27 protein-coding genes are annotated in these 22,897 nt (G+C 34.3%); 4 read left to right on the top strand and 23 right to left on the bottom strand.

From position 1 onward, the window contains the following. Positions 1-60: 60 nt before the first annotated feature. Positions 61-798 (bottom strand): lysophospholipid acyltransferase family protein, encoded by a 738-nt coding sequence (locus PK35_RS05345; protein WP_044625641.1) that lies wholly within the window; start codon positions 796-798, stop codon positions 61-63. Positions 799-901: 103 nt separating this feature from the next. On the opposite strand from PK35_RS05345, the gene trpS reads away from it, so the two are divergent. Next, positions 902-1,873: a tryptophan--tRNA ligase gene (gene trpS, locus PK35_RS05340; protein WP_044625640.1), complete on the top strand. Its 972-nt coding sequence runs from the start codon at positions 902-904 to the stop codon at positions 1,871-1,873. 8 nt (positions 1,874-1,881) lie between these two features. Then, positions 1,882-2,385 carry a hypothetical protein gene (locus PK35_RS05335; RefSeq protein ID WP_044625639.1) on the top strand — a complete coding sequence of 168 codons (504 nt, stop codon included), beginning with the start codon at positions 1,882-1,884 and terminating at the stop codon, positions 2,383-2,385. On the opposite strand, the gene dprA is transcribed toward PK35_RS05335, so the two are convergent. Beyond that, positions 2,378-3,481, bottom strand: a complete 1,104-nt coding sequence (dprA, locus tag PK35_RS05330) for a DNA-processing protein DprA (RefSeq protein WP_044625638.1) — start codon at positions 3,479-3,481, stop codon at positions 2,378-2,380. The genes PK35_RS05335 and dprA overlap by 8 nt on opposite strands. A gap of 106 nt (positions 3,482-3,587) precedes the next feature. Between dprA and PK35_RS05325 the strand changes: the two genes are divergently transcribed. Together PK35_RS05325 and PK35_RS05320 are read left to right on the top strand one after the other, a co-directional pair. Then, positions 3,588-4,532 (top strand): HU domain-containing protein, encoded by a 945-nt coding sequence (locus tag PK35_RS05325; protein WP_044625637.1) that lies wholly within the window; start codon positions 3,588-3,590, stop codon positions 4,530-4,532. A gap of 57 nt (positions 4,533-4,589) precedes the next feature. Next, positions 4,590-5,099, top strand: coding sequence for an acyl-CoA thioesterase (locus PK35_RS05320; protein ID WP_044625636.1), 510 nt, complete (start codon positions 4,590-4,592; stop codon positions 5,097-5,099). A gap of 41 nt (positions 5,100-5,140) precedes the next feature. Here PK35_RS05320 and PK35_RS05315 read toward each other — a convergent pair whose 3' ends face one another. The 21 genes from PK35_RS05315 to PK35_RS05220 all read right to left on the bottom strand — a co-directional run bounded on the left by PK35_RS05315 (position 5,141) and on the right by PK35_RS05220 (position 22,886). After that, positions 5,141-5,368 carry a hypothetical protein gene (locus tag PK35_RS05315; protein WP_044625635.1) on the bottom strand — a complete coding sequence of 76 codons (228 nt, stop codon included), beginning with the start codon at positions 5,366-5,368 and terminating at the stop codon, positions 5,141-5,143. 92 nt (positions 5,369-5,460) lie between these two features. Next, positions 5,461-6,693, bottom strand: a complete 1,233-nt coding sequence (locus PK35_RS05310; RefSeq protein ID WP_044625634.1) for a murein hydrolase activator EnvC family protein — start codon at positions 6,691-6,693, stop codon at positions 5,461-5,463. After that, entirely contained in the window at positions 6,693-7,463 is a 771-nt protein-coding gene (gene lolB1, locus PK35_RS05305; RefSeq protein WP_044625633.1) for a lipoprotein insertase outer membrane protein LolB1, read from the bottom strand. Before lolB1 ends, PK35_RS05310 begins: the two co-directional genes overlap by 1 nt. Then, positions 7,463-8,803, bottom strand: a complete 1,341-nt coding sequence (locus PK35_RS05300) for a tetratricopeptide repeat protein (protein ID WP_044625632.1) — start codon at positions 8,801-8,803, stop codon at positions 7,463-7,465. Before PK35_RS05300 ends, lolB1 begins: the two co-directional genes overlap by 1 nt. Positions 8,804-8,872: 69 nt before the next feature. Continuing rightward, entirely contained in the window at positions 8,873-9,892 is a 1,020-nt protein-coding gene (locus PK35_RS05295) for a sugar phosphate nucleotidyltransferase (protein WP_044625631.1), read from the bottom strand. Positions 9,893-9,930: 38 nt separating this feature from the next. Beyond that, positions 9,931-10,245: a GIY-YIG nuclease family protein gene (locus PK35_RS05290; RefSeq protein WP_044625684.1), complete on the bottom strand. Its 315-nt coding sequence runs from the start codon at positions 10,243-10,245 to the stop codon at positions 9,931-9,933. A gap of 40 nt (positions 10,246-10,285) precedes the next feature. Further along, positions 10,286-10,720, bottom strand: coding sequence for a dUTP diphosphatase (gene dut, locus PK35_RS05285; protein WP_044625630.1), 435 nt, complete (start codon positions 10,718-10,720; stop codon positions 10,286-10,288). A gap of 1 nt (position 10,721) precedes the next feature. Then, positions 10,722-12,182 carry an oligosaccharide flippase family protein gene (locus tag PK35_RS05280; protein WP_044625629.1) on the bottom strand — a complete coding sequence of 487 codons (1,461 nt, stop codon included), beginning with the start codon at positions 12,180-12,182 and terminating at the stop codon, positions 10,722-10,724. Positions 12,183-12,247: 65 nt separating this feature from the next. After that, entirely contained in the window at positions 12,248-12,754 is a 507-nt protein-coding gene (locus tag PK35_RS05275) for a hypothetical protein (RefSeq protein WP_044625628.1), read from the bottom strand. Between the two features lie 220 nt (positions 12,755-12,974). After that, the gene (gene atpG / locus PK35_RS05270) at positions 12,975-13,835 is read right to left on the bottom strand and encodes an ATP synthase F1 subunit gamma (RefSeq protein ID WP_044625627.1); all 861 of its coding nucleotides are present in this window, start codon (positions 13,833-13,835) and stop codon (positions 12,975-12,977) included. A 36-nt stretch (positions 13,836-13,871) separates the two neighbouring features. Beyond that, positions 13,872-14,216 (bottom strand): four helix bundle protein, encoded by a 345-nt coding sequence (locus PK35_RS05265; protein WP_044625626.1) that lies wholly within the window; start codon positions 14,214-14,216, stop codon positions 13,872-13,874. 23 nt (positions 14,217-14,239) lie between these two features. Beyond that, on the bottom strand, positions 14,240-15,817 hold the full coding sequence (atpA, locus tag PK35_RS05260) for a F0F1 ATP synthase subunit alpha (RefSeq protein ID WP_044625625.1): 1,578 nt from the start codon (positions 15,815-15,817) through the stop codon (positions 14,240-14,242). 50 nt (positions 15,818-15,867) lie between these two features. Then, positions 15,868-16,404 carry an ATP synthase F1 subunit delta gene (gene atpH, locus PK35_RS05255; RefSeq protein ID WP_044625624.1) on the bottom strand — a complete coding sequence of 179 codons (537 nt, stop codon included), beginning with the start codon at positions 16,402-16,404 and terminating at the stop codon, positions 15,868-15,870. 6 nt (positions 16,405-16,410) lie between these two features. Next, entirely contained in the window at positions 16,411-16,911 is a 501-nt protein-coding gene (locus PK35_RS05250; protein WP_044625623.1) for a F0F1 ATP synthase subunit B, read from the bottom strand. 106 nt (positions 16,912-17,017) lie between these two features. Next, positions 17,018-17,206 (bottom strand): ATP synthase F0 subunit C, encoded by a 189-nt coding sequence (atpE, locus tag PK35_RS05245; RefSeq protein ID WP_004569351.1) that lies wholly within the window; start codon positions 17,204-17,206, stop codon positions 17,018-17,020. Positions 17,207-17,246: 40 nt separating this feature from the next. Continuing rightward, a complete protein-coding gene (gene atpB, locus PK35_RS05240; protein ID WP_238320887.1) occupies positions 17,247-18,389 on the bottom strand; it encodes a F0F1 ATP synthase subunit A in 1,143 nt (380 codons plus the stop codon). Between the two features lie 116 nt (positions 18,390-18,505). After that, on the bottom strand, positions 18,506-18,877 hold the full coding sequence (locus PK35_RS05235) for a DUF6168 family protein (RefSeq protein ID WP_052825885.1): 372 nt from the start codon (positions 18,875-18,877) through the stop codon (positions 18,506-18,508). Positions 18,878-18,879: 2 nt separating this feature from the next. Beyond that, positions 18,880-19,107: an AtpZ/AtpI family protein gene (locus PK35_RS17360; RefSeq protein ID WP_262509281.1), complete on the bottom strand. Its 228-nt coding sequence runs from the start codon at positions 19,105-19,107 to the stop codon at positions 18,880-18,882. Beyond that, positions 19,079-19,486, bottom strand: coding sequence for a bactofilin family protein (locus tag PK35_RS05230; protein ID WP_044625622.1), 408 nt, complete (start codon positions 19,484-19,486; stop codon positions 19,079-19,081). Before PK35_RS05230 ends, PK35_RS17360 begins: the two co-directional genes overlap by 29 nt. A 12-nt stretch (positions 19,487-19,498) precedes the next feature. After that, positions 19,499-22,024, bottom strand: a complete 2,526-nt coding sequence (gene porW / locus PK35_RS05225) for a type IX secretion system periplasmic lipoprotein PorW/SprE (RefSeq protein WP_202903813.1) — start codon at positions 22,022-22,024, stop codon at positions 19,499-19,501. A 166-nt stretch (positions 22,025-22,190) separates the two neighbouring features. Beyond that, a complete protein-coding gene (locus tag PK35_RS05220) occupies positions 22,191-22,886 on the bottom strand; it encodes an ABC transporter ATP-binding protein (RefSeq protein WP_044625620.1) in 696 nt (231 codons plus the stop codon). Positions 22,887-22,897 lie beyond the last annotated feature (11 nt).

Here is a 22,897-nt window from a genome sequence, read left to right as displayed (position 1 = left end):
CTTTTTTTAACTGAAAAAAGTGCATGTCTAAAAAAACTGCTCGTTCCCCCGAGCAGTTTTTTATTTTTTATAAGTCTGCAGTTTATTTAAAATAACCATTCTTGCTTGTTCGTTAAGCACTTTTGTTTCTTGTATAGTTAAGCCCTCGGTTTTTATAAATTTATGGATATAAGCTCGCATTTTACCCGGACTTCCGCTAAAGAAAGTAAATGAAAATCGTTTTTTATTATCGGCAAAAGTAATAGGCACTATTGGAATTTGATGATTTATAGCCAACCTAAACGCGCCATCCTTAAAGCTATCTAGAAACACATCTTCTTCTGGCACACCACCTTCGGGGAAAATACAAATACTTAAACCCGATTTTAAACGACGTTGGGCTCTTAAAAACACCGCTTTTCGACTTTTTTCCGAGCTTCTATCAACCAAAATGCAAGTGCGCTTATAAAAAAAACCGAACAGAGGTATTTTTGCTAATTCTGCTTTACCAACAAACACAAACGGATTTTTTACAGTCGCAAGCATAAGCATAATATCGGTCATAGACGTATGGTTAGCAATAAACATGTAACTTTTGTTTTTGTCGGGTGTTTGTTCGCGCTTGATACTATAAGTGAAACCCATACCTATTAAAATGAATTTTGCCCAAAATCGGGCAAGTTTAAAAAAATATGGATACCAAGATTCCTTTGAAATTGAAACGAGTAAAAATGGAAACAAAATAAAAATAGGCAGCGCTACAAGCACGTAAAACCAAATACGGTACAAGGTCCAAAAAATATATTTAAAAGCTTTCATGGATTTCAAAAATACAGAATTGTATTGAGCAATTCTATTAAAAAATATACCTTTGCTTTTTGTTTAACAATTTAAAAAGATTTCTGCTTTCGCAGGAAGTATTATGGCAAGAGTTTTAACCGGAATACAAAGTACAGGAACACCACATTTAGGCAATATTTTAGGTGCTATTTTACCTGCAATAAAAATGGCTGAACAGCCAGAAAACGAATCGTATTTATTTATTGCAAACCTACATACCTTAACCCAAATTAAAGATGCCGAAACCTTACGAAATAACACGTACTCGGTAGCTGCTACATGGTTAGCTTTTGGATTAGATATTGAAAAAACAGTGTTTTACAGACAAAGTGATGTGCCACAAGTTACCGAACTATCATGGTATTTAAGTTGCTTTTTTCCGTATCAACGTTTAACGCTTGCGCATAGTTTTAAAGATAAAGCTGATCGATTAGAAGATGTAAACACAGGTTTATTTACTTACCCAATGCTTATGGCTGCCGATATTTTGGCCTACGATGCCGAAATTATTCCGGTTGGTAAAGACCAATTACAACATATTGAAATGACCCGCGATGTGGCTTCACGCTTTCACGCTAAATTAGGTGATGAAACATTTGTGATTCCTGAAGGGAAAATTCAAGAAAATACCATGCTTATTCCTGGCACCGATGGTGAAAAAATGAGTAAAAGCCGTAATAACACTATCAATATCTTTTTAAACGACAAAAAGTTACGTAAGCAAATTATGGGTATTCAAACCGATAGTACGCCACTTGAAGAACCTAAAGATTGGAGCACCTGTAATTGTTTTGCAATTTATAGTTTATTAGCCAACGACGACCAAATTGCCACCATGAAAGCCAATTACGAAAACGGTAATTATGGTTACGGACACGCCAAACAAGCACTTTTTGAACTTATTGTTGAAACCTTTGCAACCCAACGCGAAAAATACCATTACTACATGGATAACCTTGAGGAGTTAGATAAAGCGCTTCAATTTGGTGCAGCTAAAGCATCAACCGTTGCTAATGCTGTTATTGAGCGTGTTCGAGAGAAGGTTGGGTATTAAAAAAATTTATGCTAGAAGAATTTGAAAAACAATTAAATTTTAACAAAAACCCTTCAAATTTAATTAATTTGATAGGAGCTGGTGGGTTTTCAATTTATTCTGTTTTCGAAATAGGTAACTTATTTAGTTTTATACTTCTGCATGTTTTAATTGTTTTAAAATTTGATATTGAAACCATCATTCTTGCACCAGAAATCGTTGGTTTTTTTCTGTTTTGTGTTTTGTTTATTTCTGGATTTAATTTTTTATTTAAATCTCACCAACCTGATTCGCAAAAGCTTTTAATTTATTCAATATCCTTGTTTTTTATTGTTATTACCATACAATTCTTATTCAGCTTTTATATGGTTCAATACTTATATGAAAACCATAGCGAGAATTATGAAATTTATTACGATAACAGAAATGGCTTTTATGAATATCAAACAATAATTTCTTTAATACCAATTATAGAATACGCTATAATGGCTTACTTCTTTCTTTCAAAAAGAAAACTTGTTCTCTTTAAATAACCTCAAACAACTTACCTGGTAATGGGCGCACAACGCCCTTCAACTCCATATTCAATAATATACTACTGACTTTAAACACGGGTAAATTGCAGTGTATTGCAATGATATCGAGTTGTTCTTTATCGTGATTTTTTAAGTAATTATAAATTATTTTTTCATCAGGATCCAGTTCAACAAACAACTGCTTTTGTATGGTTGGTGGTGCTTTTTCTTCCAATTGCCAATTTAATAGATAAGGCACATCTAAAGGCGTACTTAACAAATGCGCTTTTTGCTGTTTTATTAAATTATTACATCCCACGCTTTGGCTATCGGTTGTTCGTCCTGGAACTGCAAAAACATCACGGTTGTATGAGTTCGCAATATCAGCAGTAACCAAACTTCCTCCCTTTTCGGCCGATTCTATTACAATAGTAGCTTCACTTATTCCTGCAATAACTCGGTTTCGTTTTAAAAAGTTATTTCTATCAAACTTTGCCGAACTCCAAAAATCGGTTAAAAAACCACCATGGTTTTCAACATCCACCATATATTTTTTATGCACTTTTGGATAAATAGTATTTAGCCCATGTGCTAAGCAACCTATAGTTTGCAATTTATTTTTAATAGCTGCTTTGTGAGCAGTAATATCGGTGCCATAAGCAAAACCAGAGACAATAACTGGTTTATACACAGCAAGTGTTTCAATTAAATTTTCGCAAAAAGCAATACCCGAATTGGTTATTTTACGCGTACCAACAATACTAATGATGCGTTGATTTTGTAAACTGACCTTTCCCGATTGAAATAACAAAATAGGACCGTCGATACAATGCTTTAATTTTTTAGGATAATTGTTAGCTTCAAAATAAAGCGTTTTTATGTGGTTTTCTTTTATAAAACGAAGCTCCTTTTCAGCTTCAACTACATGCGAAGCCTCATGTAAATGTTTAATGGTAATTTTACCAATTCCATCAATTTTTAAAAGATTTGATGGCTTTTCTTTTAACACCGCTTCTGCCGATCCACAATGATTAATCAATCGTTTTGCTATAATATCGCCAATATTTGGCACGTGTTGTAGGGCCAAAATGTAAATTAAATCCTGCTCGTTCACTTAGTAATTAGTTGATATAGAAACTAAAATAAGGTAATTTTTATAGGCGCTAAAAAATAGTTTCTCAAATTTTTATCTGAAACCAAAAAATTTTAACTTTGTAAATATGCAATTAGAAACCTACATAAGCGATTTACTATACCGATATGAGTGCGTAACTGTACCAGATTTTGGTTCATTTTTAACTCAAAATGCGTCGGCTACAATCGATGATGCATCGAACACCTTTTTTGCTCCAAAGAAAATTATGTCGTTTAACGAGCAAATTCAAAACAACGATGGTTTGTTAGCGCATTATATTGCCGATGTAGAAAAAATACCTTTTGAAACGGCAAATCAAAAAATTGCAAATCGTGTTAAAAATTTAAAATCATATTTAACACAAGGCGAAACATTAACCTTTAACAATATAGGCGATATTTCGCTTAATGGTGAAGGTAAATTACAGTTTGAGCCAACGTATCATTTAAACTATTTAACCGAAGCCTTTGGTTTATCGCAGTTTACTTCTCCTAAAATTGATAGAGAAATTTACAAAGAAGAAGCTGAAGCCATTGAAAAAGTAGTACCAATTGCAGTTACAAATAATAAGCGTAAGGCCTTACCTTTTTTAAAGTATGCCTCTATTGCGTTAATTGCCTTAACACTTGGCGGTTATGTAGCTTCCAATTACTATTCAACCGAAGTTGAAGCTCACAACCAAGTAGCTCAAGAAGAAGCAACAAAACAGTTAGATACTAAAATTCAGCAAGCTACTTTTAATTTAAATCCGTTACCAGCGATTACTTTAAGTGTAAATAAAACCGAAAAAGTACAAGGAAACTTCCATATTGTAGCAGGAGCATTTAGAGTTGAAGCTAATGGTGATACTAAAGTTAAAGAGCTTAAAGCACTAGGTTACGATGCCAGAAAAATTGGCTTAAACGAATACGGTTTACACCAAGTAGTTTATGGTACTTACAAAACAGGTAGCGAAGCATTAGCTGCTGTAAAAAGCATTAGAAAAAACCACAATAAAGATGCTTGGATTTTAGTAAAAGAGTTAAACTAGTTTCTTACCTAATAAATCAAGAATAATTTTACCTTTGCCAAATCATAAAAATCTACTATGGAGGCAAAAACACCCGAAGCATCAAAAACCGTATTAACCGATGTGGTTTTACCAGGCGAAACCAATGCCCTTAATAACCTTTTTGGAGGCGAACTTTTAGCCCGTATGGATCGTGCTGCAAGTATTGCTGCTGGCAGACATAGTCGCAGAATAACTGTAACAGCTTCGGTAAACCACGTAGCTTTTACAAAAGCGGTACCTTTAGGAAGTGTTGTAACCGTTGAAGCTAAAGTGTCGCGTGCTTTTAGAACCTCGATGGAAGTTTGTATTGATGTTTGGATTGAAGACCGCCAATCGGGTGAGCGTACCAAAGTAAATGAAGCTATTTATACTTTTGTAGCGGTTGATGAAACTGGAAAACCAACAACAATTCCTGAAGTCATCCCTGAAACCGAACTCGAAAAACAACGTTACGCTGCTGCTTTACGTAGAAAACAACTTAGTTTACTTCTTGCTGGAAAAATAAAGCCACAAGATGCTACCGAATTAAAAGCGTTGTTTGATTAAAAAGTAGAGAATATTATAGTCCAAATTACTTCTCGATACAATTAATTGCTTCTATAAAGTTTTAATCCAAATTTTAGTATAAAATAATCCACAACACCTAAAACAATTGTTATTACTAATTCAGCCGTAAAGCTGCCCCAATCAGAATTAAGGTTGGTATTTACAGCATTACTAAATGAATTTATCAGGCTTGAAATATTCGGAATCAATTTTATTAATAATCCTATTCCAATGAAGAGCATTAAAATACCTAAAAAATTTTTTATCATATTTAAAATCTAGAGTGTTCCTTAATGGTTGGCAACAAATTTATATCGAGAAGTAATTTGGACTCTAATTATTCTCAAAACCATTAACAATACTACATTTTATACAACCAACTCGCAGGGTTTTGAGTATTGCTGTCCTTTGAAATAATAAAGCTTAAAATAGTTTCGCCATTACTTGGGTTAGTAAACACCTCACCAATGGCCTGCTTTGTGGAAACCTTATCACCTACTTTTACATAAACCTTACTTAAATTTTTGTAAATGCTTAGGTAGTTACCATGCCTAATCATAACAATAGGATTTACATTTCGCATTTTTAAAATTTCACTGACTTCACCATTAAAAATTGCTCGAACTTGGGCGCCTTTTTGAGTCGTAATTCTAACACCGTTACTTTTTATGGTTAAACTTTTATCAATTGGATGGCGCTGTGTACCATAACCTAAACTCACATAACCATTATCAACAGGCCACGGTAATTTACCTCGATTGGAGGTAAAATTTGAAGCTAAAACCTTTTCTTCGGGTGTTAAGGCAAAACTTTTTGAGCTGGAACTTTTACCCGCTTTGGTGTTCGATTTTGCAATAGCTGCCTTAATAATTTTATCTATTTCGGCATCAATTCTATTTACTTCGCGTTGTTTTTGCCTAATTTGAGATGTGTAAGCCGATAAATTCTTTTGTATAGATTGCATTAAGGCCTCGTGCTCTTTTCTATCTGCTTGCAATGTTTTTTGTACTTGTCTATTTTCGGCAATCAAGGTATTTTTTTCCTTTTGCTGATTGAGCAACTTGGTGTTTGTTGCCTGCAATTCTAAGGTTTTAGCTTTAATACTTTCACCTTGCTTTTTTTGATGATCAGCATATTGCTGAATGTATTGCAAACGCTTATAAGCTTGCTTAAAGTTATTAGAAGACAGTAAAAACATTATTCTGCTTTGTCTGTTTTTACTTTTATAAGCCTTGACCACCATCGCAGCGTAATCATCTTTTAAATCGGCTAATTCTTTGCGTAAATTGGTTATTTTATTCTGATTGCTGTTAATTTCGCGAGTAAGTAAATTAGCTTGCTGATTAGTCACTTTAATTAAATTTGAAAGCACACTAATTTTATGATTTACACCTTCAACTAAACTTAACTGCGACTTCTGTTTGGTTTTGTTATCGGCGCGTAATTTATTTAATTGCTCAATTTCGTTACGTAATTCTTGGCGTCGTGTTTCTAGTTCTTGTTGCTTATTATTTTGCGAAAAAGTTATGGTACTTGCCAAAATAAGAACAAGCACAACACCTCTTTTAAAATATGATTTCTTTGTAAAATTCATTAAAGTTCAATGGCTTTAAAACCAGAAGGTATTTTAAACGGAAACCTTAAATCTTCGTTTAGCACAACATTTTTAAACTCCAAATTTACAATTAACTCTTCAGTTTCTTCAACCGCAACTACCTTTATTTCTTCAGGTAAACTTTGGTTGTTAATATTTTGATGACTTAAATAATTAATTTGCAGATCACGTTGTTCCAAGTGTTGCATGATGCGTTGTGATTTTACCTTTAACATACCTGGATCGATTAAAAAGAAAATATCAAACAAATTGCGTTGCTGCTTAGGTTGTACCATATAACTACCATTGGCAACTTCGGCTTTATATTCGCTCGTATTTAAACCATAAATAGCTTCACCAAGAAGTAAGTTTTGAACTTTATTAAAATCGAGTTCGGTACCCAATAAGTCGCTTAAATACTTGTAATCGCCATCAAAATAAGTGTTATCTAACTTATTATAAAAACTCACCTTTTGAGGTGTTATCATGGCGCGTATTACCGAAAATGGCGCGTTAATCCAGATAACTTCATCTTTTTTAGTTCTGTAAGTTACCGTGTACGATTGCGTTTTACCCTTTTGCATTAGCGTTAATTTCAACTTAGATTGCAAGGTACTGTAAGTCGCTGCACGCTTTGCATTTTCCTTAAATAATTGCTTTGTGTTTAAGTTTAAATTAGCTTCACCATTAGTAACTGTTTTAGCCGTTTTACAACCAAAAACCAAGACAACTAAACATACTAGAAAGCTGTATTTAATATATTTTATCATTAATTTGAAGATTCTAATTTTTGTGCTTTATCACTAAACGTTTTTGCCTTTTGCGTATTGTTTAACAAGGTATAAGCTTTACTTAATTGTTTGTAGAAATCAGATTCCATTTTGTTATCATCAATAATAAAATCTAATCCCATTTCTAAAGATTCTATAGCTTTTTTAGGCGCATTCAACTCGTTTGAAGCTACGCCATTTACAAGATAAAATAAGGGTTGCGCTGGGTATTCTTCTAACGCAGCGCTACTTTTTTCTTGCGCTAACTTATATTGTTTTAAATCGATATACAACAGCATTACCGTGCGTAATACGTTAAAATTATCGGGTTCTAATTGAAGAGCTGTTTCAAAATATTCTAAAGCCTTTGTTTTATCGTTTTTAGATAAATGATATTGCCCAAGTTCGATTAATGTTTTGCTGTTATTAGTGTTACTTACCAAAGTTGTCGCTTCCACTAAATCTTGTTCATACTCTGGATTTTCGCTTACAAATTGCACAAAATCAGTTAATACTTTAAGTTTAGCTTCGGGTTTAATTTCAGTACTTTTCACCACAATTTTCATCGATTCGATGGCCTTTTCAGCTTCATTTTCATCTAAATAAAACTTGTAAAGTGCCAGGTGAACCAACTGCGACTCTGGGTTCATTTTAAGCAACTCCTTCGCTGTTTTAAACGCTTTTTCTTTTTCGTTATTTTCGCTGTAGCGGAAAATGAGCGCTAAGTAATTCGATTCTTTTTCTGGGTTATTCTCTACCCGATCTTGCAAGTTTTTAATTTGATCTTTTTTACGTCCTGTAACCTCATAAATTCTGTTACGCATTAAATCGCGCGATACCGAAACACCATGTTTGGCATCCATTTGATCTAAAACTTCTAAAGCATCATCATATTTTTCGGTTTTCATGTAAAGTGATGCCAAATCTTCCTCGTAATCGGGATGATATTTTACCAATTGTTTAACCGTTTTTATGGCGTTTTTATAATCGTTTTGTGAGGCGTAATAACTATACAATTCATCGAGAAACCATTCGTTATCTGGATCTTTACTTACTGCTTCTTTTAAAGCATCTTCGGCAGCTCCAAAATTTTTAAGTTGCACATAATTTTTACCTAATTCGAAATATAATACGGGTACCGATTTATCTATTTCAATACAAGCCAAAAGTGCTTCAGCCGAACGATCGTAGTTTTCAATGCTTTTTTGTTTCAAAGCCTCATAAAACAACTCTTGAAACTTATCGTCGTTGTCACCTAAATCGTCATTTTGGGCAAAGCCAAACTTAGGAACTAAAATAATTCCGAAAAGGTAAATTAATATGTAGATGTTTTTATTCATAATTTTGAAATTCTACCCAAAAACACTTCAACCTCGCTAAGCGTGACCTCAATTAATAAAAAATATGACTTATTCTAACACCGAATAATCGCCAATACTAATGCTTGTAAAATTACCATCGTATGTTACATGATTACCAATCATGGCATGATCTAAATTCGCGTTTTTTATACTGGTTTCGGTTTGTATTAAACTGTTTTTTATAGTTGAATTTTCGATAACACAACCTTTACCAATCGATACATTAGGGCCAACTGTTGTATCTTTTAACACTACGTTTTCACCAATAAAACAAGGTTCTATAATTTTTGAATTTTCAAGTGTTACCGATGCGTTAACCAACGTTTCTTGGGCATCTGTTTGTAAAAACCCTAACATTTTTCCATTAGTTTCAACGGTTATGGCTTTATTTCCGCAATCCATCCATTCATCAACGGTTCCAGTTTTAAAAATTTTGCCTTCGGCCATCATGCGTTTTATACCATCGTTAATTTGGTACTCGCCTCCGTTCATAACGTTTTCATCAAGAACTTCTTGTAATTTATCTTTTAAAATAGCAACATCTTTAAAATAATAAATACCAATTACAGCTTGATTGCTTACAAATTCTTGAGGTTTTTCAACTAACTCAACAATCTCATCGTCTGCATTTAGCTTCACAACACCGTATGCTTCGGGATTATCGACGGCTTTCGTCCAAATGACGCTATCGGCTTCTGGGTCTAAATCGAATTCTGCACGAATCAATGTATCCGCGTAAGCGATAACCGCAGGACCAGAAAGTGATGGTTTTGCGCACATAATGGCATGACCTGTACCTAGCGGTTTATCTTGACGGTAAATTGATGCTTTGGCTCCTAAACTTGCAGCTAATTCGGTTAAACTTTGTACCACATCGTCGCCAAACCATGCTGGATCACCTAAAACAAAGGCAACTTCTTCAATAGGTTGTTTTAATACTTTAGCAATATCGCTTACCAAACGATGCACAATTGGTTTTCCTGCTACTGGAATTAGCGGTTTTGGTACGGTTAAACTATGCGGACGTAATCGAGAGCCTCGACCCGCCATTGGGACTATTATTTTCATATCTCATGCCCACGAAAGCGGGTATCTTTTATTTTAATTTATTTCCTAATTTTATTGTAATTCAAGTTCCAGTTGGCACTTAAATCTGACCAACTTGGATTCATTTCCTCAATTAATTCAATTTTCCAATCACGTTTCCATTTTTTGAACTGCCTTTCCCTTCTCTCTGCAATTTTTCCTTCACTAAATTCTTCAAAATAAATCAGTTTATCACAATTATATTTTGCCGTAAATGACTTTGGGTAAACTTTTAACTTATGCTCTTTTACTCTTTCATCCAAATTATCAGTTACACCAATGTACAAGACACCATTGGGCTTGTTTGCCATGATATAGACATACCAAAGTTTCATGATGGCTTTATTTTGAGATTCCTGCTTTCGCAGGAATTGGTTACTTAACCCCTGTACTTCCAAAACCACCTTCGCCTCTAGCAGTTTCTGAGAGTGCTTCAACGATTTCCCATTCGGCACGCTCGTGTTTTGCAATAACTAATTGCGCAATGCGCTCGCCGTTGTTAATTTCGAAATCATCGTTGGATAAATTTACCAAAATTACGCCTATTTCTCCTCTGTAATCGGCATCGATAGTTCCAGGAGCGTTTAGTACGGTAATACCTTTTTTGGCCGCTAAACCACTTCTTGGGCGCACTTGAGCCTCAAAACCTACTGGTAACTCCATGTATAAGCCTGTACCGACTATGGTGCGCTCTAAAGGCTTTAAAATGCGCGATTCGGATAGGTTTGCTCGTAAATCCATTCCTGCCGATGCCAAAGTTTCGTAATGTGGCAACTCGTGATTGGATTTGTTTACTATTTTTATTTTCATATTATTTTTTTAATAATTGTTTTATGGTGTTTTTCTCTAAGGCGTAAACGATAGCCAAAAATACAATTAACATAGAAACTCCTACCACATAATTGCCTCTAAATTGATAAAACGATATCAACGAAAACAAAATTGAACCTGATAAATACAGTGTTATTTTTTTAATGTTATAAGGAATTGGATAATATTTTTTTCCGAACAAATACGATGCCAACATCATACTTGCATAAGCCGTTAATGTTGCTATTGCTGATCCTTTGTAACTCATAATTGGTATTAACCAAAAATTTAATAATAGGGTTAACAACGCGCCAAAAACCGAAATGTATGCGCCAAATTTTGTTCTATCGGTTATTTTGTACCACACCGAAAGATTGTGGTATATTCCTAAACAAAAATTTGCTAACAAAATAATAGGTACAATCCACATGGCTTTCCAATAGGCTTCATCACCTATAAAAATTACTTTTAAAACATCGGCAAACACTACAACGCCTAAAAAAATTACAGAACCAAAAATTACAAAATACTCTAAAATTCTGGCATAGTTTTTTTGAGGGTTTTCCGTTTTTGCATGACTAAAAAAGAAAGGTTCAATACCTAAACGATATGCTGTCGCAAAAAGTGTCATGAACAATGCCAATTTATAGCATGCCGAATACATCCCAATTTCGGTTTTGGCGATGTTTTCTGGTAAGAGTTTATCAAGTAAAATTCTATCGAAAGTTTCATTAATCGAAAATGCAACACCTGCAATTAAAACAGGAAAGGCATATTGCATCATTTGTTTCCAAAGTGCCTTATTGAACGTGTATTTTATTTTAAAATAAAAAGAAAGCATCAACAAAAGTGTAACAGCGCTCGCAACCAAGTTTGCTATGAAAATGTAATTAATTTCGAAGTTTGGCTTGTAAATAGTGTTTAAAATGGTGCTTTCTTCGGCTAAATCTTTCAACCACAATAACAAAAAGAGGTTTAATCCTAGATTTATTATTACGTTTAAAATTTTAATAACAGCGTATTTTATTGGTCTCGCATTAGCGCGTAACCAAGCAAACGGAATAATAACGAGGGCATCCAGTAATAAAATCCAAATAACCAGATTTATATAGGTTTCTTTTAAATCGGTTAACGCAGCAATCTGACTTTTAAAAAGAAGCGCAAGTGCAAAAAACATGAAAGAAGAAACTATTAAGGAAATAGCTGATGTTCCAACGACTTTAGATTTATCATCTTCTTTATTAAAAAACCGAAAAAAAGCAGTTTCCATGCCGTAGGCTAAAATAACATTAAAGAGTACGAAGTATGAAAAAATGAGTGATACATCACCGTAATCGGCCACCGAGCTTAAAACACTTTCGTCGGTATGAAGACGTACCAGTAAAAAGCTTAACATTCTAGGTAAAACAGTAGCTAAACCGTAAATAAATGTTTGCTTGAATAATGTTTTGAGTCCGCTCAATTAATAAATTCTTTGATGGTTAAAAATAAGCTTTTAGTTTTCTTAAAGCAAAATATAGGTTAGGCTTATTGTGGTTTTACCGAAGGTATAGGTCGAGATTTTTTAAAAACAACATCGTCTACCTTAAAATACTTTTTAGTTCCGTTTTCTAGGTAACTTATAACACATTCATTTTCTTCAAGTTCGAAAGGTATTTTAGGCGTATACGTTAACCTATTTTGACCATATTCGGCATACGGTTCATTACTCATAATAATATCTTGTTTCGGCCTATTAGCTTCAGTTTTAAAACGTCCTACAGCCAATTGCTGGTTGATCAGTTCTAATTTAGTGCCTTTACCTTGAAAATAAACAGAATCTAAAACAGATTTATTTGTGTTTGATTGAATAGGAAGAAACAAATTAACACCAGAACCACCGCCTTTTACACCTGCTACCCAAGTTTCGTAATATACTTGCTTAAGTGTTACACTTGGGTTCTTTTCTAATGTATTGATACTTGCACACTGCGAAAAACTCATGGTTATTAGCATTAAAATTACAGCAGAGATAGTTTGCTTTAAAAGATTCATAACGCTTATTTTAGATTTATAAATATAACGTTTACAAAATGGATGCCATAAAAAAAGCCTCATTTAATGCAATGAGACTTTTCTAGTTTGTTCAGTTTTATTTGTTTTAGTACTGAGACTAAATATTTTTAATTGTTCAGCGCTTAGCTAATTTGACTATCGTCCAATTAGTTGTTCAACGCTTCCGCTCTTTTTATAATTTAACTCGCTTTTGGCTCGTTTAATTATTCAACGCTTCCGCTCCACCAACAATTTCTAAGATTTCGTTGGTAATAGCTGCTTGACGCGCTTTGTTGTATGTTAATTTAAGCTGATCTCTTAACTCTTTAGCGTTATCGGTTGCTTTATGCATCGCCGTCATACGTGCACCGTGCTCTGATGCAAACGAATCGCGAATACCTTTGTACAACTGGATTTTTAATGACTTTGGAATTAACTCTTCAACGATTTCTGCTTTCGAAGGTTCGAAAATATAATCGGCGTTTACGTTAGCTTCAGCTTCAACAGGAATTAATGGTAAAAACTGCTCGGTCATTACTATTTGAGTCGCCGCATTTTTAAACTTGTTGTAAACTATTTCAATTTTATCAAAATCACCTGCAACAAACTTATCCATTAAGCCTTGCGCAATTGCAGCCACGTTTTCAAAAGTTAAATCATCAAAAACATCACTATTATTGGCAATTACCTTATTGCTTTTCTTAAAGGCATCGTTCGCTTTTTTACCAATAGCAATATAAGATACTTCTTGGTTTGCGTAAGTTTCGTTTGTAAGCTTGTTAACTTCTTTTATAATGTTAGAGTTAAAAGCACCTGCTAAACCTCTGTTTGAAGTTATAGCTACAATTAAAACCTTTTTTACCTCGCGTTGCGTTGCAAAAACACTACCAGAATCATCATTTAACGTTGCGCTTAACGTTTGTAAAAGCTCGGTAAGTTTATCTGCATACGGACGCATAGCAGTAATGGCGTCTTGCGCCTTCTTTAGCTTTGCAGCCGATACCATTTTCATGGCACTGGTAATCTGCATGGTTGAAGACACCGATGATATTCTACTACGTATTTCTTTTAGATTTGCCATATTTCAAATTATGAATTATGAATTATGAATTACAGATTATGAATTTTTTATAATTGAAACTAAAAGTTTAATTAGTGTTTCACAATCTTCCCTTAAACTTGAAGGAACATTAAAAATTTTTGTTTCTTCTATAACGTCCAACCAAAAGGATGTTTCGTCAGCTTCCTTAAGAGCAATTCCTAATTTATTTTTAAAATCTTTTTTACTAACGCCTCTTTGTGATTCTCTCACATTAGCACCTATACTAGTACCAGACTTTAGTAATTGATTTGCTATTTCAAAATAACGTTTTTCTTTTAGTTTTTCAGCATAAATTACAATATCACAAGCAAAGTAAAAACTTCTATCAACAATAGCATTACCACTTGCCTTGTAACTCATAATTCTGAATTCCTAATTCAAAATTATTTATATTTCGCCGATAATTCGTTTGCTACCGCTACTAAAGTATCAGTTGCTTCGTCGGTTAATTTACCTGATTTTAAAGTATCTAAAACACCACGGTGTTTAGCGTTTAAAAACTCGATGTAATTAGCTTCAAATTCTTTTACTTTATCTACTGGTACGTCTCTTAATAAGTTTTTAGATCCTGCATAAATAATTGCAATTTGATCTTCAACTGTAAACGGATCGTTTTGTGCTTGCTTTAAGATTTCAACATTACGTTTACCTTTTTCAATTACGTTTAAAGTAGCTGCATCTAAATCTGAACCAAACTTCGCGAAAGCTTCTAACTCACGGAACTGTGCTTGGTCTAATTTTAAAGTACCAGATACCTTTTTCATTGATTTAATTTGTGCATTACCACCAACACGAGATACCGAAATACCTACGTTAATTGCTGGACGAACACCAGAGTTAAATAAATCTGACTCTAAGAAAATCTGTCCGTCGGTAATAGAAATTACGTTCGTTGGGATATAAGCCGAAACGTCGCCCGCTTGTGTTTCAATAATTGGTAAAGCTGTTAACGAACCACCACCTTTTACAATTGGCTTAAGGCTTTCTGGTAAATCGTTCATTTCTTTAGCAATGTTATCGTCGTTAATAACTTTAGCCGAACGCTCTAATAAACGCGAGTGTAAGTAGAAAACGTCACCTGGATACGCCTCACGTCCTGGTGGACGACGTAATAATAACGATACCTCACGGTATGCTACTGCTTGCTTTGATAAATCATCGTAAATAATTAAAGCAGGACGACCAGTATCTCTAAAATACTCACCAATTGCAGCACCTGCCATTGGCGCGTAAACTTGCATTGGAGCAGGATCTGATGCGTTTGCAGCAACAATAGTTGTGTATGCTAAAGCGCCTTTATCTTCTAAAGTTTTAGCAATGTTTGCAACCGTTGAAGCTTTTTGCCCAACAGCAACATATATACAATATACTGGCTCACCAGCATCGTAAAATTCCTTTTGATTTAAGATGGTATCGATACAAACTGTAGTTTTACCAGTTTGACGGTCACCAATAACAAGCTCACGTTGACCACGACCAACAGGAATCATTGCATCGATAGACTTAATACCAGTTTGTAATGGCTCGGTTACAGGCTCACGATAAATAACACCAGGCGCTTTACGCTCTAATGGCATTTGGTAAGTTTCGCCAGCGATAGGTCCTTTACCATCTATTGGGTTACCTAAAGTATCAACCACACGACCAACAATACCTTCACCTACATTAATAGAAGCAATTACACCTTTTCTTTTTACTGTAGAACCTTCTTTTACACCTTTTGAAGCACCTAATAATACGATACCTACGTTATCCTCTTCAAGGTTAAGTACGATACCTTCTAAGCCGCCTTCAAATTCTACTAGCTCACCGTATTGTGAGTTCGATAATCCGTAAGCACGTACAATACCATCACCTACAGTTAATACAGTTCCTACCTCATCTAACGAAGCACTTGCTTCGAAACCTGATAGTTGTTGTTTTAAGATTGCTGATATTTCAGCTGGTTTTACTTCTGCCATCTTTATTAAATTTTGAATTCAGAATACTGAATTCTGAATTCTGAATTATTTTAATTTATTGTAAATTCTTGTTTTAGTTTATTTAGTTGGTTTGCTACACTTGCGTTGTATTGTACATCGCCAATGCGTAAAATGAAACCGCCTAAAATAGTGTCGTCAATAACGTTTTTAATTTCAACTGTTTTCCCAGTAAGTTCTTTAGCTTTTGCTAAAACTTTAGCTTCAATAGCAGGAGTAATTGCTACAGCTGTGGTAACTGTTGCCAACTCAATACCTTTCGAAGCATCGAAAAGTTGATTAAATTTTACCGCTACATCATTTAAAATAGCGATACGGTTATTGCTTATTAATGTATTTATTAAACTTAAAGTTGATTTGTCTGTACCTTTAAAAACTTCGTTTAACACCGATTGTTTTACGGTTGAAGTAATTACTGGACTTTGAAGCATATCACTTAAGTCTTTGCTTTCTGCTATGGTGTTTGCAATTAGCTTCATATCATTATTTACAACCTCGGTTGTGTTTTGATCTGATGCTAAACTAAACACGGCTTTAGCGTAACGTATGGCTGCTCTTGCTCCAGACATCTTGTATTAGTTTAATTGTTTATCTTCTAACATAGACTCTACTAATTGTAATTGTTTGTCTTTGTTAGATAATTCTGTACGTACTACTTTTTCTGCGATTTCTAAAGAAATACCAGCCACTTGACTTTTAAGTTCTGCCATAGCTGCTTTCTTTTCGCTTTCGATAGATGCTTGAGCTTGAGCAATCATTTTATTAGCTTGCTCTTGTGCTTCAGTTTTAGCATCATCAATCATTTTATCTTTAAGCTCACGTGCTTCTTTAAGCATCGCTTCACGTTCTGCTCTAGCTTCTTTTAAAAGTCTGTCGTTATCTGCTTGAAGATTTTGCATTTCTAACTTTGCATTTTCAGCAGATTCTAAGGCATTTTTAATACCATCTTCACGATCTTGTAACGAACTTAAAATAGGTTTCCATGCAAATTTGCGCATTAATAATATTAAAATTATTAAAATGATGGCTTGCATGAAAAACAAACCTGGTGAAAAATCGTTTAATAACTGATCCATGTTTTTTTATTAAATGGGTTATTTATTGTTTAATTGTTTTAAAAACCAGAACCTGCAACCAACCGTTACAGGTGTTCTGGATTTTTGTGTTTAATGCGGAAATAAATTATTTTCCTAAGATTAATGCACCGAAAGCTAAACCTTCTAATAATGCACCGATGATGATCATCGCAGTTTGGATTTTACCAGCTGCTTCAGGTTGACGAGCAATACCTTCCATTGCTTTACCACCAATTTGACCTAAACCGATACCTCCACCGATTACGATTAATCCTGCTCCAATTAAATTGTACATACTAATTGATTTTAAATATATTAATTAAACAAATTTATATTTAGTGATGCTCGTGTTCTTCAACAGCCATCCCTATAAATAACGATGATAACATCGTAAAAATAAACGCTTGTAAAAAAGCTACCAATATTTCGATAACCGATATAAATAATGCTAACACTAACGACATTCCTGTTGACGCTACTGGACCAAAGGCTTCTTTCATAGTAATCATTAAAGCAATTAAGCTCATTACCACAAAGTGACCTGCCGTCATGTTTGCAAATAAACGAACTAATAACGAGAATGGTTTAATTAACACAAAACCAACCAATTCAATTACTGCCAATATAGGACGTAAAAGCACTGGTACACCTGGCATCCATAAAGTATGCGCCCAAAAATCTTTACTACCGCTAAACATATAAATTAACATGGTAAAAATAGCTAAACATACGGTTACTGCTATTTGCCCCGTTACATTAAATCCTAGTGGCGTTAATCCTAATAAGTTTAATATCCAGATAAAGAAAAACACGGTTAATAAAAAGCCCATGAATTTTCTGTATTTTTTCTCACCAATATTTGGCTTCGCTATTTCGTCGCGAACATAAATCACTAGCGGCTCTAAGAAACGACCAATACCAGTTGGCACATGACCTTTTTTATACCCTCTAGCTAAAGCACCAAATCCTAAAAGCATTAGTAAACCAGCTAACAACATACCGAACACACTTTTAGTGATAGAAAAATCTAACACTTTGTGTGCGTTTGTTGCATGGTGATGATCGTCCAATGTCACTTCGTGCGCACCTGCTTCTAATTCGTAAATTTTACTGTGAATTTTAGTTAATTTTACACCATCCTTTTCAACAATAACATGACCAGCATCGTCGTGGTGAAATTCTGAAGACATAAATGTTTTTAACCCTTCGCTAGTCCAAACAATTACTGGCAACGGAAAACCAAAATGCGACCCCGTAGCATTGTTGGTATAAAAATGAAAATCGTGAGAATCTTTTAAGTGATGCGCAATGTACTCGTTAATTTCTTCTTGAGTATCGATTTGGTTTCCTTCAGCGTGTTGGTTTTCATGGTCGCCTCCATTAGCAAATACTGCAAATGAAGCTGTTAATATGAACAATACGACTAAAAACTTGATAGATTGTTTTGCTATCATAATTTCTTTTCTAAATAATAACATTTAGGCTTTGTAAAATTTTGTGCAAATGTAAACAATAATTTAAAAAACCAAGCCCTTTTTTTGTTTAGTTTTCTTTAACAGTTAGAATTTACGTTTTTTCGACCTAAAAGCTTAATTTATTTACTATTAAGCAGTCGTGCTACTGCAATTGCTTCAATAATTAAAAATAAGAATAATGGCACAACCAATGCTACCGACTCTACTTTAAGCAAATGCTCTTTTGCAAATACAGATTCTTGAAAAATTAAAACAAAGGCGCCAATTTTAAAAAACATCAGCATTAAATACGCATAACCCGCCTGATTTGGAAGTTTTTCGGCGGTAATTTCAACACATAAATACACCAAAAATGCTGCTATAATATGGAACAAATAAACCTGCCATAACTTAAACGACAATGCCGTTGAAATTAAATAATTATGTAAAAAATAAGATGAAAAAAATACGCCAATTAGCACAAGCGCAAAAACAAGTATACGTTTAATCAAATCTAATCGTTTTTATTGGTAATATTTAAAACCTGCCTAATTACAGCATACATGGCTATAAATACAGCTAAAAGTGTTACCACTTTATAGTATAATTGGTTGGTATTGTTAAACTTGGCATCGAGCCATTCCCCCAGCAAACTACCTAAATAAATAGTCGCTCCCATTTGTATAGCCATGGTAGTAAACCTTATGTATTTACTAAATTGCTTTTGCGGTTTTTGTGTCACTTTTACCAACTTGTTTTACCGAACCTTGCATACTGCACGTTACATTAAAGGTTGCTCCAGGCTCTACGGCAAGTTTACCTGCAACCACCTCTCCTTCAACTACTGCCGAAGCTTTTAATGTTAGTGTACCAGATAACGTCAATTTACCAGAAAATTGTCCTTCAAAATACGCATCAGTACCATTTAAAGTTCCAGTTATAGCGCCCGATTTTCCTAAAACAATTTTACCTTTTGTATTTACATTGCCTTCAATAGTACCGTCAATTCTAAAATCGCCATCACTTGTAATATCGCCAACCAGTTTAGTGCCTTTAGCTATTATATTTTGACTTGAACTTGCGTCTGCCATATGTCGTTCTTTTTTATTATCTGAAAACATAACTTGTACGTTTTAATTGTTGTTTAGGTTTAAAAATATATTTAAATATTTATGCACTTGTATAATTTGATAATTCTCTGAAGATACCGTAAAATATGGTTCTTTTATCTTTTTTTGATCTTCGTCGGTAAACAACTGTGTAAAGGTTTTAGCCACTGTTTCCGATTTTATACCATGCACCACAATAAAGGTTGTTTCGGTATCGTATACATCTTGTGACGATGACAAATTATAATATCTTACATGCTCTAAAACCTCATCTAAAGCGGTTTTAAAAGCGTCTATTTTTTCGTGATTATCACTTTTAAACTGAAATACAACTTTATAATTTCCGCTTGTGTTGGTATTCGCATCGGTAATAAAATCGGCATTTGCTAATCGCGGCAAAACATTAGTTTCAATATGTTGCGCCTGTTTACCTTCGGGTGTATTGGCATAGGTTAGCGCCACATTATTTATAGCTTCTTTGTAAGCATCATAACCATACAATCTACCCGTTGCCATAGCTTTTAAAAGCGCAAATTTAGGCACCAACACATCACCTTCATAATCGTTTATAAAAGCTTCGCTAGTTTTAATAACATCGGCATACTCTTGATTTTCATGCTTTGCAAATAGGCTTGCATATAGACTTTCTGGACTATTTTCATCCTTTTCGGAAACCGCATCGGGGTTGGTTAATATTTTAGCATAGCGCGATTCTGGGAAACTCGAAATAATATCAACTTTTAGCTTCGCAGCTTCAGGCTCTTCACCTAACAATTCGTATAACTTATACAAATTGTATTTTGATGGTAAAATAAAACGTTCTTCTGGATTGCTATCGAGTAAATTTAAAAATCGATTTTTCGATAATTCATATTCCTTAAAACGCTCTTTGTAAATTAAACCCAATTGGTAATAGGCAAAATTTCTATCTTTTTTAATGCTGTCTATTTCTTTTTCTGATGAAGGAATTTGCGCTAAATAAAACTCTGGGTCGTAACGTTCATCTTCGGTAGCTAAAGCTTCAACTTTAGTTTCAGAAGCATTTGAAGCACCCGAAACACCCGCCACATTTGATGACCAACGCCAATTATCTTCTAACGGACGATTACCCCACACTTTAACAAATTCATTTTTACCATAAGCTAAAGTTGTTGGGTTATAAAAATAAAATAAGGCGGCTTGACCTTGCTGTAAATTAATTGGCGGCCCAAAACCAGTTCGTTGAGGACCCGCTGTAGCTAATCCTGTACTATTACTGTTATCGCTTGCAGCTTCGGCTTGTTCTTTTGCAGCTTCATCTTTAGCTTTTAGGTCTTCTATATAACGCTCGAAGTAGGACAAACGTAAAGCTTCAGGTAAATTTATTAAAGTTAAAATACTGTCGTTTGTTTTTGCAATCGATTCATATTGAATTACATCATCTAAATTATCGCGTTTACGCTTCATAACCCGATAAGGTTTCGAGTTAAGTTTTTGGTTTAACATAGTGCTATCGTAATATTTACCAGCTTCGGCATACACGGTAGCATCAAAATTCATATCACCTAAAATTTCGTAAGTTTTAGCTTTTAGCACTTTATCTACCGTATTGGCGCGCAAAGATTTATTGTAATACGCCACCGCTAAAGAATCGTGATTGTTTTTTAAATGAAACGTGCCGATTTGATGATAAATTTTATCTAAAAAGAGTCGGTTTTCACGATTTTCTTCAAGCTCTGTAAGTAATTCTTGTGCCGCTAGCTTATCACCATTTTCGTAATCGAAATTCTTAATTTTCTCTAAATGTGCCGAGATTAAATAGATTCTTGGAATACGACGATTAAGTTCTATAACTCTATCAAACGCATAATTGGCACTGTCTTTTATGCCTAACTCATTATACAATTGCCCTTGAATAAAACGATATCGCCCACGCTCGTCACTACTTTTAGTTGCATTCGACGCAACTTCTAATAGTGTTATGGCGGTATCGATAACCTTAGTGTTTAAATAGGCTTGCGCCAAAATTGAAGTGGCATCGGCCAAATCTTGCCCCTCTAATTCCTCTTGTTTTAAAAGGCGTTTTAAATTTTTAATTGCCAACTCGTTATTATCTAAACGCATGTTGGTTTTTTCGCGCCATACTTTGGCTTGATTAATTTTATCGCTCGCTGGATATTTGTAAAGAATATAGTTGAAGGCTTCTAAGGCTGGAATAAAACGCTGATCGAAATAACGCGATTTCCCTAACAGCAAGTAAGCCTCATCTATTTGCGGATTTTTTTCTTTGCCATCAATATTCATGCTGTGCTTTTGAATGGCCTTTACAGCTTTTTCTTCGGCACGTGTAAATTGCTCGTTTTTAGATTGCCCTGGCAGCACAATTTCATCGAAAACCTGCATGCGCTCAATGGGTAACACCTCCCAATAATTATCGAAATAAGCATCGTTTAGTGCTTGTCGACCTTCATCGAAAGCGATTTGCCCATTGTAAAGTATGTTGAATTCGGCCGTAACCGCATGAAAACTTCTGCTTAAAAATTTATCCTTTTTTCTGGAGCAACTTGCCACAAAAAAAACAGCAGTTAAAACGACTATATATTTTACAGATTTACTTAACAAGGCTAATATTTTACCATAATAATAACTTTAAAGGCTTGCCATTATTATATTTAATGGTAAAAATAAGCATCTTTTTGAATTTAGCTAGATAAAGCCATTACTTTTAGGCAAAATTCTAGTTGGCAAAATGCGCTTCTAATTCTTTTAATGTGGCTTCGCTAGTTTGTAAATCTTTTACAATTTCGCCTTTTTCTAGCACTACAATACGTTCGCAAACATCGGTAACATGCAGTAAATCGTGACTAGAAATTAACACGGTAATACCTTTGGTTTCGGCTAAATCTTTAACAATAGCTTTTAATCTAATTTGTGTGGTTGGGTCGAGGTTTGCAAAAGGTTCGTCTAAAATTACCACTTCAGGGTTTCCTATTAACGCCGCGACAATGCCCGCTTTTTTTTGATTTCCTTTGCTTAAATCGCGCAAGTACTTTTTTTGCCCTAATATTTCGCCGTGGAAAAAATCTTCAAATTGCCCGACTAAAGCATCAACATCGGCTTTATTTTGATTGCGTAATTCGCCAATAAAATAGAAGTATTCTTCAGGCGTTAAGTATCCAATTAAAAAGCTTTCATCTATAAACGCCGAAGTAAATGGTTTCCAATCTTCACTTTCATTTACTTGAATATTGTTATTCGTAATATGTCCTGTGGTTGGTTTTATTAAATCTAACAACAAACTAAAATAGGTGGTTTTTCCAGCCCCGTTATTACCGACTAACCCAAAACTTTGTCCTTTTGGGATTTCTAAAGTTTCAATATTTAAAACCTGATTGCCAGCGTATTTTTTCGATAAATTAGAAGTTAATATCATAATTATAGGTT

It is taken from the genome of Neotamlana nanhaiensis, assembly GCF_000943555.1.
GTDB classification, from domain to species: domain Bacteria; phylum Bacteroidota; class Bacteroidia; order Flavobacteriales; family Flavobacteriaceae; genus Neotamlana; species Neotamlana nanhaiensis.
This window is presented reverse-complemented; position numbering and strand designations above follow the sequence as displayed.

Bases quoted from the DNA above. Each gene is read 5' to 3' on its own strand.
- PK35_RS05230 (WP_044625622.1), bottom strand. From the start codon at position 19,486: ATGTTTTCAGATAATAAAAAAGAACGACATATGGCAGACGCAAGTTCA.
- PK35_RS05345 (WP_044625641.1), bottom strand. From the start codon at position 798: ATGAAAGCTTTTAAATATATTTTTTGGACCTTGTACCGTATTTGGTTT.
- trpS (WP_044625640.1), top strand. From the start codon at position 902: ATGGCAAGAGTTTTAACCGGAATACAAAGTACAGGAACACCACATTTA.
- atpE (WP_004569351.1), bottom strand. From the start codon at position 17,206: ATGTACAATTTAATTGGAGCAGGATTAATCGTAATCGGTGGAGGTATC.
- PK35_RS05295 (WP_044625631.1), bottom strand. From the start codon at position 9,892: ATGAAAATAATAGTCCCAATGGCGGGTCGAGGCTCTCGATTACGTCCG.
- atpG (WP_044625627.1), bottom strand. From the start codon at position 13,835: ATGGCAAATCTAAAAGAAATACGTAGTAGAATATCATCGGTGTCTTCA.
- PK35_RS05250 (WP_044625623.1), bottom strand. From the start codon at position 16,911: ATGGATCAGTTATTAAACGATTTTTCACCAGGTTTGTTTTTCATGCAA.
- PK35_RS05275 (WP_044625628.1), bottom strand. From the start codon at position 12,754: ATGAATCTTTTAAAGCAAACTATCTCTGCTGTAATTTTAATGCTAATA.
- atpA (WP_044625625.1), bottom strand. From the start codon at position 15,817: ATGGCAGAAGTAAAACCAGCTGAAATATCAGCAATCTTAAAACAACAA.
- PK35_RS05300 (WP_044625632.1), bottom strand. From the start codon at position 8,803: ATGAATAAAAACATCTACATATTAATTTACCTTTTCGGAATTATTTTA.
- PK35_RS05310 (WP_044625634.1), bottom strand. From the start codon at position 6,693: ATGAATTTTACAAAGAAATCATATTTTAAAAGAGGTGTTGTGCTTGTT.
- PK35_RS05335 (WP_044625639.1), top strand. From the start codon at position 1,882: ATGCTAGAAGAATTTGAAAAACAATTAAATTTTAACAAAAACCCTTCA.
- atpB (WP_238320887.1), bottom strand. From the start codon at position 18,389: ATGTTATTATTTAGAAAAGAAATTATGATAGCAAAACAATCTATCAAG.
- PK35_RS05315 (WP_044625635.1), bottom strand. From the start codon at position 5,368: ATGATAAAAAATTTTTTAGGTATTTTAATGCTCTTCATTGGAATAGGA.
- lolB1 (WP_044625633.1), bottom strand. From the start codon at position 7,463: ATGATAAAATATATTAAATACAGCTTTCTAGTATGTTTAGTTGTCTTG.
- PK35_RS05265 (WP_044625626.1), bottom strand. From the start codon at position 14,216: ATGAGTTACAAGGCAAGTGGTAATGCTATTGTTGATAGAAGTTTTTAC.
- PK35_RS05320 (WP_044625636.1), top strand. From the start codon at position 4,590: ATGGAGGCAAAAACACCCGAAGCATCAAAAACCGTATTAACCGATGTG.
- PK35_RS05325 (WP_044625637.1), top strand. From the start codon at position 3,588: ATGCAATTAGAAACCTACATAAGCGATTTACTATACCGATATGAGTGC.
- PK35_RS05220 (WP_044625620.1), bottom strand. From the start codon at position 22,886: ATGATATTAACTTCTAATTTATCGAAAAAATACGCTGGCAATCAGGTT.
- dut (WP_044625630.1), bottom strand. From the start codon at position 10,720: ATGAAAATAAAAATAGTAAACAAATCCAATCACGAGTTGCCACATTAC.
- atpH (WP_044625624.1), bottom strand. From the start codon at position 16,404: ATGTCTGGAGCAAGAGCAGCCATACGTTACGCTAAAGCCGTGTTTAGT.
- PK35_RS05290 (WP_044625684.1), bottom strand. From the start codon at position 10,245: ATGAAACTTTGGTATGTCTATATCATGGCAAACAAGCCCAATGGTGTC.